General features: G+C 56.2%; 17 protein-coding genes. 5 read left to right on the top strand and 12 right to left on the bottom strand.

Annotated features, from left to right (window positions below; all coding sequences use genetic code 11):
• The 4 genes from HX805_RS15960 to HX805_RS15945 form a co-directional block, all read right to left on the bottom strand.
• Positions 1–222: a hypothetical protein gene (locus tag HX805_RS15960; RefSeq protein WP_177117074.1), complete on the bottom strand. Its 222-nt coding sequence runs from the start codon at positions 220–222 to the stop codon at positions 1–3.
• A gap of 436 nt (positions 223–658) precedes the next feature.
• Entirely contained in the window at positions 659–1,405 is a 747-nt protein-coding gene (locus HX805_RS15955; RefSeq protein WP_177117073.1) for a hypothetical protein, read from the bottom strand.
• Complete coding sequence (locus HX805_RS15950) at positions 1,402–1,647, bottom strand: hypothetical protein (protein WP_169918285.1); 246 nt, start codon at positions 1,645–1,647, stop codon at positions 1,402–1,404. Before HX805_RS15950 ends, HX805_RS15955 begins: the two co-directional genes overlap by 4 nt.
• A 49-nt stretch (positions 1,648–1,696) precedes the next feature.
• Entirely contained in the window at positions 1,697–2,377 is a 681-nt protein-coding gene (locus tag HX805_RS15945) for a hypothetical protein (protein ID WP_177117072.1), read from the bottom strand.
• Between the two features lie 105 nt (positions 2,378–2,482).
• Between HX805_RS15945 and HX805_RS15940 the strand changes: the two genes are divergently transcribed.
• Positions 2,483–3,148, top strand: coding sequence for a hypothetical protein (locus tag HX805_RS15940; protein ID WP_177117071.1), 666 nt, complete (start codon positions 2,483–2,485; stop codon positions 3,146–3,148).
• A 64-nt stretch (positions 3,149–3,212) separates the two neighbouring features.
• Here HX805_RS15940 and HX805_RS32385 read toward each other — a convergent pair whose 3' ends face one another.
• Together HX805_RS32385 and HX805_RS32380 are read right to left on the bottom strand one after the other, a co-directional pair.
• Entirely contained in the window at positions 3,213–3,476 is a 264-nt protein-coding gene (locus tag HX805_RS32385; RefSeq protein WP_256345529.1) for a hypothetical protein, read from the bottom strand.
• Positions 3,477–3,509: 33 nt separating this feature from the next.
• Complete coding sequence (locus tag HX805_RS32380) at positions 3,510–3,764, bottom strand: hypothetical protein (RefSeq protein ID WP_256345530.1); 255 nt, start codon at positions 3,762–3,764, stop codon at positions 3,510–3,512.
• Positions 3,765–3,812: 48 nt separating this feature from the next.
• On the opposite strand from HX805_RS32380, the gene HX805_RS15930 reads away from it, so the two are divergent.
• Entirely contained in the window at positions 3,813–4,316 is a 504-nt protein-coding gene (locus tag HX805_RS15930) for a hypothetical protein (RefSeq protein ID WP_177117070.1), read from the top strand.
• Between the two features lie 21 nt (positions 4,317–4,337).
• Here HX805_RS15930 and HX805_RS15925 read toward each other — a convergent pair whose 3' ends face one another.
• On the bottom strand, positions 4,338–5,261 hold the full coding sequence (locus tag HX805_RS15925) for a DNA cytosine methyltransferase (protein ID WP_177117069.1): 924 nt from the start codon (positions 5,259–5,261) through the stop codon (positions 4,338–4,340).
• A 146-nt stretch (positions 5,262–5,407) separates the two neighbouring features.
• On the opposite strand from HX805_RS15925, the gene HX805_RS15920 reads away from it, so the two are divergent.
• Together HX805_RS15920 and HX805_RS15915 are read left to right on the top strand one after the other, a co-directional pair.
• A complete protein-coding gene (locus HX805_RS15920; RefSeq protein ID WP_177117068.1) occupies positions 5,408–6,400 on the top strand; it encodes a putative phage abortive infection protein in 993 nt (330 codons plus the stop codon).
• 115 nt (positions 6,401–6,515) lie between these two features.
• The gene (locus HX805_RS15915; RefSeq protein WP_177117067.1) at positions 6,516–6,758 is read left to right on the top strand and encodes a hypothetical protein; all 243 of its coding nucleotides are present in this window, start codon (positions 6,516–6,518) and stop codon (positions 6,756–6,758) included.
• Here the strand turns inward: HX805_RS15915 and HX805_RS15910 are convergent.
• Positions 6,755–7,492 (bottom strand): hypothetical protein, encoded by a 738-nt coding sequence (locus HX805_RS15910; RefSeq protein ID WP_177117066.1) that lies wholly within the window; start codon positions 7,490–7,492, stop codon positions 6,755–6,757. The genes HX805_RS15915 and HX805_RS15910 overlap by 4 nt on opposite strands.
• A 98-nt stretch (positions 7,493–7,590) precedes the next feature.
• Here HX805_RS15910 and HX805_RS15905 point away from each other — a divergent pair, with 98 nt between their 5' ends.
• A complete protein-coding gene (locus HX805_RS15905; protein ID WP_177117065.1) occupies positions 7,591–8,172 on the top strand; it encodes a hypothetical protein in 582 nt (193 codons plus the stop codon).
• Here the strand turns inward: HX805_RS15905 and HX805_RS15900 are convergent.
• The 4 genes from HX805_RS15900 to HX805_RS15885 all read right to left on the bottom strand — a co-directional run bounded on the left by HX805_RS15900 (position 8,132) and on the right by HX805_RS15885 (position 10,691).
• Entirely contained in the window at positions 8,132–8,512 is a 381-nt protein-coding gene (locus HX805_RS15900) for a hypothetical protein (protein WP_177117064.1), read from the bottom strand. The genes HX805_RS15905 and HX805_RS15900 overlap by 41 nt on opposite strands.
• Positions 8,513–8,581: 69 nt before the next feature.
• Entirely contained in the window at positions 8,582–9,172 is a 591-nt protein-coding gene (locus HX805_RS15895) for a hypothetical protein (protein ID WP_177117063.1), read from the bottom strand.
• The gene (locus HX805_RS15890; RefSeq protein ID WP_177117062.1) at positions 9,169–9,936 is read right to left on the bottom strand and encodes a lambda exonuclease family protein; all 768 of its coding nucleotides are present in this window, start codon (positions 9,934–9,936) and stop codon (positions 9,169–9,171) included. Before HX805_RS15890 ends, HX805_RS15895 begins: the two co-directional genes overlap by 4 nt.
• A complete protein-coding gene (locus HX805_RS15885) occupies positions 9,933–10,691 on the bottom strand; it encodes an ERF family protein (RefSeq protein WP_177117061.1) in 759 nt (252 codons plus the stop codon). Before HX805_RS15885 ends, HX805_RS15890 begins: the two co-directional genes overlap by 4 nt.
• Between the last annotated feature and the right edge of the window lie 4 nt (positions 10,692–10,695).

The following is a 10,695-nucleotide window of genomic DNA, read 5'->3' as shown; positions in this document are numbered from 1 at the left end:
CTACCTCCCGCCGGCCGCCGTGGGCCGCGCTGTCTTGATGATGTGAATGACCAGGCTGAAGGTGATCAGCATCCAGCCGCAGGTGCCGGCGAAGGCGTAGAGGATGTCTGCTGTTTCGCCGTCCGCCAGAAGGCGTGGGGCGAGCCAAAAGAACCAGCAGCCGCTGCCGACCAGGTACAGCAAAGCGCCCAGCAGGATCAGGGTGAGTTTGATTGCGAACATGTGGTGTCCTTGCCGCGCTGGGCGGCAGAAGTCGGCGCACCGCTCTGCGATGGCCATAGGGGAATGGAGTAATGGCGTTTTGCTCGGGTTTCTCAACCCTTTGGATGGGTGTACAACAGGTGTTCGATTCGTTGCGCCTGTGGGAGGACGCGTGTCACATAATCTGGATGTGCCGATCGCTCATGAGTACCGAGGTCACACGGTATTCCTGAAGTTCGTCTGGGAAAGGCCGAACGACCCGGTGCCTGCATCAGCGACAATCATCGAACCCGTGGACATACACGGAATGGGTGAAGTCGCTGCTGAGCTTTCAGGGCCGTGGGCCGATTACCCAGCCGCATTGGACGAAGCAATGTCAGCTGCAGAGCGCTGGGTTGATAGTCAGCTTCCGTGATCCCGCCCGCCGGTAACCGGCAGGCATTAAGTGGGAAGGTGGTTAGAGCAGTGCGCCTTGTTTCGGCGCCGGGTCTGGGGTTTGGTAGGTCCAGCGGGGCGGCGAATTGTGCGACTCGATGCGGCTGCGCATTACAGATGCGCGGGCCTCCTTAGTTGGCGGGGAGTACGTGCCGCGCCAGGCTTGGTCGATTCCGATGTTACGGCCGATGTTCGTGCTGTCAGCGCTGGAAAGAGGCAGGTGGCCGAAGATTGCCGGGTCAAGCATGCGCAAGCCGTGAAGCTTGCACATCGGCCTGCCATCATCGTCGCAAACAACCCGCATTGCCTTTGCCATCTGCGTCCACCACGCAGCGCTGCCCGGCTGCGAATAATCGCCCGAACTGCCGATACACACCCTTGGCCAGCTGCTCGCCAGGCGCTCCAGTCGCTCAAGGCTTTCGTGCATGTGCCAGACCGGCGCACCGAACCACCGTGGCAGCGGCCATTCCTCGACAAGCGCGTCGTTTGCGGCTTCGTCCCCATCGATCACGTCGGGTATTACGGCGAAGTCGCACGCAGGTATCAGCTTCGCGTCGGCCGCCCAGCGATAGAACGGCTGCCAATCGGTAACCGGCTTGCCCTGCTTCCAAGCGGAAAACGCTCCGTTGTCGACGGCAAACGACTGGCAAACTTGCGCCGCCAGTGCGAGTTGCCGGGGATCGCTGAAGCTCACGAAGGCGTGACCACCACCAATCGCCGCAGCCGCGGCCGTCTCCGGTGTTATCGGCAAGCCGTGGTAATGGATCATCCGCTAAGCCTCACTGTTTCGATCTCAACGCCCTGGTGCGTGGCGATGATGGTTTGATCGCCGCCAAGGGACTCGGCCAGGCTGTCGGCAATCTGTTCATGCCAGCCTTTGGTGATCAGCGCTGTCGTCGCCTTGATGTGCTCGACGCGAATCATGGCGCTCGAGCGCAATTCCAGTCTGTAGAGGATCGTTTCGCCGTCGGAAGGGCAGACGGCTGCGAAGGTGTGTCGATAGGTATTCATGGCCTAGGCCCCTTGTAGATGAAGACGTCGGCGAACCAGAGGGTGGCGATCATGGCGTCACCCGCTTGAACTCGACCACCCAGACCCACGGGTTGGCGTCCCAGTCGCCGCCGACGGAGTTCCAGAGGTTGCGGAACGCGGATACGGCATCAACTCCAGAAATCCCGAACTGCTGATGAGCGCCAGGCGGATACTTCCTTTCAGCATGGGAGTAAAACGTCTTGCCGTTTTCCTGGCCCTGCCATATCAACCCCTCGGCCACGGCCTGCTCTTCGCTGATGTCCTGCAACCGCTCGACGCGCACGTCGGTGATCTCCAGCAGGATGCGGCTGGAGTGCCGTGGCATATGGATGCTTGGCTTCCACTTGACGGGGTACTCCTGGCCCTCTGCCGACTTGCAGTAAATGGCGTCAGGGTTGGTGGCGCGATAAACGATGTGTTCGCCGGCGCCGCCGCCGTATTGTCGGACCTGCAGACCGAACGTCTCACGCACCCACAGCCGGTCGCCGGGTTGGCCGAACGGGCAGAAGTCCGTGTAGTACCCAATGCTGTTCGGGTGCAGCGGGCCTTCGCTAGGCAGTTCGTGGCACTCGCCGAGCTGAACGCCATAGCCGATGTTTTTCAGCGCTTGCACGTTGAGTGCCCGCCGGGTGACAGTCTTCCGGCCTTCCAGGATGGCGCGCACCATCGGCGCCGAGAACAGGATGGGGCGTTCCTTTATTTCAGGCATGACTTCGTCCTTGCCGCTATAGCGGCTGACTTTGAAGGGGGAGGGGTTACAGGTTTTTTCCGATAACTAAAAAATCTAGTTACCTGCGTATTTACAGAGGTATTCTTGCCGGACAATTTTGGTCGTTTGGAACGTCGTAGATTGAGTAATCATTTTTCAGGAACAGTAGCCCGTTACGCGGTGACATTGATTTGGGCCCTTATATTTCTTAGCTCAAGCAGCTGGGTTCTTGTCGGCTCTGTTGCCTACTGGGTTAAGAATGGGTGGTTGCCGCCAGACAGTGCGGGATGGGCCCAGGCAATCGGTGGGTTGTTAGCGGTGATCGTGGCAATATCTGTGCCTGCTTATCAAGGCTACCAACAGCAGAAACAACTTCAAGATAAAGATTTGAAGGTCCGATCTGATGGGTTGCAAGCGACGAGGGCTCTCATGGAACATTTGCTGGGTGTTCAGAAGCGATTGCGTAAGGGACTTAAGGATTTTCAAGTTCGTAGAGGCTCATTTGCCCCACTCGACGGCGCTAGGGCTTCTGCTCACGATGCCAAGCAGGCTGCTGCAATGCTTAGAGAACTTTCAGTGGTGGCGCTAAGTGTTGAAATGGTTCATTTCGTCGTGGGGATGCGAGAAGTTGCCAATTATGGAGAGTTTTCAGCTGCAATAATGGACAGCACCCATTCGGTTCTCACGTCTGGCATGCTCCAACAGCTAGATGCAAACATAATTTCTTTGCAGAAATGGATTTTTGAGCTGGATGATTTAGAGCAGCATTAATTATCCACCGATTTTCTTTTTCGATAGTTACTTAATTACTTTCGGTATATAAGTTAGCGTGCTGTTAAGGATCACCATCCTTGATGGCTTCGAACTCCCAGGCGTAATACTGGGATTCCACGTAGACGCGCATCTCGCCGTAGTCGTGCTGCTTGCGGCGGATGAATGCCTCGGCCGCGTCTTTGGTGAAGTGACTGTTCACTATCTCCCAGCGCTTGTTCCAGCCAGTGACGGTGTGATCGTCAAGCTCTCCGAGCAGCTCCCGCTGATCGTCGACGCTGAGCTCCAGGAAGTCGCATTCGCTGTCTGCCTGGACCCTGGTGTTCAATTCGGCCTGATCTTCCTCGTCGCAGTCCTGCCATTATTCTTCAGGGCTGAACCACGAGCAGTCCTCACGGCATACCACTAGGCCTTCCGCGTAGTCCGGATCAAATCCGTAATCAATGCGTTTGGTCTGCACAGTGAACAGCGCTGCCGCGGTGTGGTGCCATTTAACGCCGGCGCCGTTGCAGTCATACCGAAGGCGGATCACGAAGTCAGCCCAGGTCGTGGCTGTGAGGTCGTGGCCGGTGGCCAGGCTCGGTGTGGGCTGGGCGATTTGGTTTTCTGTAGGCATTGGGAGTCCTTACCGGTATAAACTTTCGGCTTTCAGGGAGGATTGAATATGTCTTTAGAAATCGTACTAACTTGGCTTGAGGCGCATCCGGGCTTGGCAGCTTGGATGACGATCTTCGGAGGAGCGGTGGTATGGGTAGCCAGTTTGTTTTTTAGAGGTCTTTCTCGCGAAGTAGCTAAGCGAAAGGCGGCCAAGAGCAGCGCTGCCAAGGCCAAAGAGGAGGCTTTCAGCGGTGCTATAGCACTTGAAGATGCTGCCTCTGAATTCGTGCTGCTAGCAGAGGCCGCCAACAACGCAGGAAAAAAAGAGAGGCAAGATCTAGCGAGTAGAGTAAAAGGTCATTATGAGGTAGTTAAATCGATTGAGCAGCAGGCTACAACTTCAGAGATGAAAGGCGAGCTGGCGAGAGCGTGCCGCGACATCAAGGATTTTCAGCGCAACATCTCTAATTGGCACGGTGAAGATGATTGTGATACCTCTCAGCAAGAGGCAGGAAAGGGAGCGATAGACCGAATTCAGCGTTCCGCCGCGAAGCTAAAGCAATACGTTTGAGGCGGGGATATGTTTCGTCGCTCAAGCGGCCTCCATCAGCGCTTGAATGATGCGTTGACCGGCCAGCGGCGGCACCGCATTGCCCGTCATGTGCATGGTCAGCCGATGGTTGTCCGGGCGCTGCGTGTCTTTCGGGAAGGATTGCGCGGCCATGGCCTCATCGGCAGTGATCATGCGCATCCGGTCACCGTCGACCACGGCCCATCGGTCCAGGGTGGTGATGGTGCCGATCGGGCGGTCCAGGCTGCGGCCGGTGAGCCCTGACCCGGAACCGTAGTAGGGCATCACGAATCGTTCGCCGAACCGTTCCCGTCCATTCTTCACGCGGGTCAGCGTCGATTCGGCACGGCCTGGCTTGATGATCGGCGACCACTTGCCTGCGTTGAAGTCGATAATCTCGCTGGCCGGCACATGCTGGTGTTGCTGGAGCTGCAGGTGGAGCGGAGCCTTGCTGCGTGAGCAGACCATGAATAGCCGCACCCGGTGCTGAGGCACGCCGAGGTCTGCACAGTCCACGATGTGCGGTGCCAGCGAGTAACCCAGGCGCTGCATCGCGTCGGCCCAGGCTGGGTAGAGAATCCAGTCCATGAACTCCGGCACGTTCTCGATGATGGCGAAGTCGGGCCGGTTCACTTCAGCATTCGCCACCGGCGCCCAGGCCGTCGAGCGCGAGTTGTCGTGCTGCGGGTTGCCAGATGCCTTGCCGCGCGCCTTGGTGTGGCCCTGGCAGCACGGAGAGGCCAGCATCACTTCATGCTTTGGCACCTGAGACCAATCAGCCTGGTGCAGGTCCTGGCACACATGTTGGGTTTCTGGGTTGTTCTTGGTGTGCCACTCCACGGCGGCGGGCCAGTGGTTGGCGGCCCACAGGACGTTGAGCCCGGCGTCTTTCCCGCCACGGGTCCATCCGCCGAAGCCAGAAAACAAATCAATTGCTGTGAGCATGGGGAGTCCTTGCCGAGCCATGCCCGGGCGGTGGAGTGGGGGAGTTACGCAGCGTTGTGCTGTCTTACTGGAGGCGCGTATGGTGGCTATTTGAATGCAAATGAGGTATTTAGCTTGTCGCGCAAAAAAAACTTAATGGCGAATAGATGATGGAACATAATAATATTAGTTGGTTTGATTTAAGTACCGAAGGCCTTGGTTATACAAATATTTTGGGTGCTGCTCGAGCGGGTGAGGTAGTCTTAAACGGTTTTTATGCTAGTACGTTTTCAAGTTTAAGCTGGATGTGCTACGTTCTCGCATTAATAGGCGCATTAGTTTCTGGATGGGCTCTATTTAAGATTGTAAAGCGTTGGGGTTCTAATTTTGGTAGTTTCGCCAAGGTTGCTACTGTCTTATCTTTGGTGCTGTTTGCTTATTGCGCATTTTTTATCATTCTGCTTTGGGATGAGCCCTTTGGAGGTATTCCGGCCAAGCTTCGAGAAGGCACTTTTGGTGATAGCTTCGGAACTTTAAATGCTCTGTTCTCTGGACTGGCCTTTTCTGGTGTTTTAATTACCATGTTGTTGCAAAGGAAGGATTTGTTAGAGGCTCGAGCGCAAGTTTCTAATCAGCAAATTGAATCTCAATTTTATAATATGTTGGCGCTACAGCAGAATATTGTCGCTGGATTTGATTTTAAGGAAAAAGGTGTATTGCTTTCTTCTGGCCGAGACTGCTTCAAATCTTGGTATACGTTTTTCGATTCTGAATGCCGTGGACTCAAACCTGGTGGAAGCAGGACGGTTGATGATGTGTATGAGCTCATGTGGTTTACGTATCAGGGTTACTTAAGCTTATATTTTAGAAGCTTGTATTCTGTTTTTAAGTTTGTATCCGAATGCGGTCATCCGGAATCGAGCAAGTTTGGCGGCGTAGTCCGATCTTTTCTGTCGGATTTCGAGCTGGTTATTCTCTATTATAATTGCTTGAGTCCACAAGGGCATGGCTTCAAAAAATACATACAAGAGTTTAAGGTCTTTGATAATTTGGATGTCGATATGTTGGTTGACGTACGTAGGTTGGCGGAACTTCACGTTCAGTCTTATGGCGATAATCAGACGGCGCTAAATGTGTATGCAGTACTTTTCGGCAAATAATATTTCTTTCCAAATCACTGTTTTTTTCGCCGTGAACGGTTGTCAGTGGTGGTGATTCGGTTTGTGTTTGGGTATTACGGGTGACCGGCATGGAGCCGGATCAAGGAGAATTGATATGGCTTATTGGGACTCTTACGGCTACCCAGAGAATGAACCGAAAGTCTGGATCACGTTCGGCACGCAAAAGGACGGTCCGCCACAAGTAGCATTCCTCGGGCCGATTCGTCAGCCGGAGGGCGATAGCACGAAGTCTGTCGAGTACTATCAGGAAGTTGCAGGCCGCTGGACTGATGAGCGTGCCGCACATGACGATCTAAATAAAATCGCTCAAGATCTCATCGAGCATAAGCGTCTTTAGCGTAAGCTTCCTACAGTATCAGGCGGCGGCGCTGAGGTTTCTTTGATCGTCATGATGGCGTTTGCGGCGTGGCGCACGTAGTACAGGCGAGCCATCAGGCTTGGGCATGGCTTGCTGATCGTCGACTCCCAGAGGTCGCTGCCACCAATCAGTTCTTCGTGTTCGCGCAGGAAGTCATAGGCCAGCACCACCTCGCTGTCGCGGCCATCGGCGAAGGTCTCGACTTCCTCAACTACGTCGGCCAGGTCAGCGAAAGGAAGGCGCTCGTCTTCTACCTCATCGCGCTCTCGCAGCCATTCAACGAGTTGTTCAGCCTGCTCCAGGGTGGCGCCCTTATTCGGGATATCAGCGATCCATTCAGGCACTTCATCGCTCGGCAATTCGTAATCGATCCGGCCGGCGACGCACTCGCACACGGTGTCGCGTATCGCGTCGAAGTCGATCACCACACGCTTGATGTCACCATCCAACTTCTCATGCAGATAGCCATCGCTCTGATGACGCAAGAAGTTGATGCCGTAGCTGGCGCCGACGTGGAAAACGAGCGGGCCGATATCGCCCATCATGCTCATGCCGAAGCGGGTAACGCAGATGTCGAAACCGTAGCAGCTGCTACCTGGCCGTGCGCAGCGCCAAACCTCGACGCCGTTTTCATTCACCAGCTGGGTGTATTGGTGTTGGGCCAGATCTTCCTGGACGCGGGCGGTGAGTGCGGCGCTTTCATGTTCTCTCATGGATTATCTCCAGTCAGGCGCCGACCTCCGTTAACGGTGGTGGCAATTTGAGTGCGAGTGGTATTTGATGACAGCTTTAGTCAAAGAAGGATTAGCCGGTGAAGCCAAAGGAACGGGGAGCGCTATTTGCAGGATTGACGCTGCTGAGCGTTTGGATTGCATTGCTCGGAACGTCGCTGCTGTGGATGATCGTCGGCATCTGCAAGTATTACGGCATGGAACTCAAAGGAGGGGATTGGGTGCAAGCCGCCGCCTCCCTAACCGGAGTTGGTGCAGCTATCTTCATTGCCAACTCTCAAATGCGGCGTGATGGCTTGGAAGAAAAAAACAAGAAAAAAGTGGCATTGGCTGCCCTGGTAAAAATGGCAGAAGTTGCAGGCATAGAGGTAAATCAGCTTTATTTGAATGCATCTCCAAACAATAGAAGCTCGATGCATTTGGAGCGTGTTCGAAGCATGGAAAGATCCTTTATGGCAGTGGACATACTCAATCTTCCAGATGCCAAGATGGTTGAATACGTACTGCAAATTCGCAGCATGTTGGAGTATTCAGCTCAGCAGATGGAGCTCGCGCACGATCTCATTGATGCTAAAGCAGCCCATGCCGCACATGAGTCCCTAATCGCCACTCGCATTTTAATCAATGGAGCGGCATTGAATCTTCGGCGGCTGGCTGAATGATCTCGTCACCCAGATCTGCGGCGAGCTCTGACCTGCTGCTTTCGTAAAATGCTCGCGACACCTTTTCAGTAACTACAAAAGGTGTCGTGACACACTTAAGCATCTGCGCCGCCGTTTCAAAGTCGGCGGCGATCACATTGCGCAGCAGGTTCTGAAACACTTCCTGCTGATTGTTGAAGCCGTGCTGCCTCATCAGGCGCTTCAGGTCTTTATTGAATACCCCGGCGACCTCAACCGTAAATTTCTCGACGCCCAATGCAGCGTCCTTCGCTGCTGCCTTCTCGCGCTTGCGGCGCTGCTTCAAGGCTTCCGCCGTCGGCTGTTGCTCTTTCTCGGCCATGGCCTACCTCTTCTATTCCGCTGGCCGGCAGTGCGAGCCAGGTTTGTCGTTTGCGTTGCTGGGTGCGGGCTATGCGGCGCATCGAGTGGCCCTCCGGACCAGCTTTGGATAGTCGATCCCGTGCGCCGCGATGATCCGCTCGAATGCCTTGTTGTTGATCGCCAGCTTCCCGCAGCACTGTCGGCGGGAAATTCCCAACTCCTTGAAAGCCTTGATGCGCTCGGCGAACTTCGCGTCGCGCTCCTTATCGACCGTGTTGTGCACCAAGTTCCGGGCGCCACCTCTCGTTGGCGCCTTGAACGTGATGTCGTACCGGGCGGCGTAGTTGTAGATGAGACGACGGCTGACACCGAGTGCAGCTGCTACTTCGGTTTGGGTGTGCGTAACGCCGAGTTGACGTATTTGCTCGGCGAGCTTGAGTCGCTCCTGGGTGCGGATGTCGTCCTTGTCGAGGGGCAGGGGAGACGCTTCAGCCCGCCGCCGAACAAACGGCTTCGGTGCTGGCGGCTCCTGGGGCACATACACGACGGGCTTCGGTGGCGGCGGAGGCTCGGCCATTTCGATTTCGCCGCCGGCCGCCACAAACTGGGCGACCTGGGCCGCCAGTTCATCCGAGGCCGGGCGCAGTTCCTCGATCATGCTGAGGTGATTGCTGATCATGCTGCTTTACTCCTGAGCGCCGCCTCGTACCCGTCGACCAGCAGCTTGAATTCCCAGAGGTCTTCTTCAAGGCTTTCGATGTAGTCGTCGTCGCGCTGGAACTCTTTCCACCAGAGCTGGCGGCCAACTGGCTTCAGCAGTGGGCAGTACATCCCGATGTGCCACCACTTCCGGTCGGCGATCCACATGCAGCCCTGCACCTGGTCAATCACCTCGCTGGCATCGTTGTCGATGTGAAAGGAGCGAAGCTTGTCGGGGGCCAGGAAGCACTTGTACTCGGAGCCGCCATCCTCACCAATGAACCCGTCCGCGCTGGCGCCAAACACGCCGTCGTCGGTCTTGACCAAGCCAACCTGGGTAACGATGAGGCCGGTCTGGATTTCGTGCTCCATGCGCGCCTCGGGCTCCAGTTCATGCCCTCGACGCATCTGCCAGGTTTCGAACCCGCCATCCAGCGGCGCGCCGCCGATTCGCTCGACTGCCAGCTCAAATGCGTACGACAGGGCGGCATTCGACGGCTCACCAACCTTCTCGCCGTCCAGGGCGCGCTGAACAACTTCTGCCTTTGGTGCAGCCTTATAGCCGGCCAGGTCACGGGCGCGGCCTTCGCTGTGGCCGGCGAGCATTGCATCCACATACTTGCGTTGCTGCGCAGTCAGCCCGTTTACCTTGGAGCGTGCGGTGCTGAACATGCTTGCGGTGATGACCCCGGCGCGAGCCTGGAGCCACTCAGGTGAGCCTTGTGTGCAATTGACGATAATCATTGAGGCGCCTCCAGCTTGGCTTTGTGGACGGTGACCGCTGTCTTCACGGTGGAATACCCGTTGGTGTCTCCAGAGGCCTGAAGAACTTTCAGGCTGGCCTGCCAAACATCTTTCAGCTCGTCCGGCGTGGTGGTCTGCCCAACGCGCTCAAGGATGTCCGCGACGACCTGGGCGCGCATGTCCTCTGTTTCAGAGCCATCTGACGACTGTCCGTCGTCGTCGCGGATATCGCCGGTCGTGATGTTCAGCAGCGCACACATCACGTAGCGCTTGCCGTAGGTAGTCGATGAGCCAACGGCCTGTACATCGTTGCGGCCTTTCCCGATATCGATCGGTAGGCTCATGGTCGTTTGCTCGCGGTGGCCACCCCGATGCATCAAAATTCCAGTGACACTGATCGCCTTTTCAGCGTTTTCCACCTTGAAGGTGATGGCGAACCCGTGCTGCTGCATGATCGGCTTCAGGGTGTGCGTGATGTGGTCGAGCGTGGCGTAGGAGTTTCCCGTGTGCAGGTTCACGGCACCTTCGAACACAGTCGGGATGTTGCACTGCATTTCGGCCATTGCGGCGTTGAAAGCTTGCTCAGCCTCCTTGGCCTGCATGCGCTCGTGCATGGCCAGCAGGCGCTCCATCTTCTCGATGTCGCAGGTCGGATCGGCGGCAGCACGGCTGATGACGGCCATGATGCTGTTGTCCGTGGAGATCGGCGCCACAGCCTGGCGCCGCTGTTCGGGAACGATGATTTGGCCGCTCATGCTG

The organism is Pseudomonas sp. G5001 (genome assembly GCF_013385475.1).
Classification (GTDB): Bacteria; Pseudomonadota; Gammaproteobacteria; order Pseudomonadales; family Pseudomonadaceae; genus Aquipseudomonas.
Note: the sequence above shows the minus strand (reverse complement) of the source record. Positions and strands in the feature narration are given on the sequence as shown.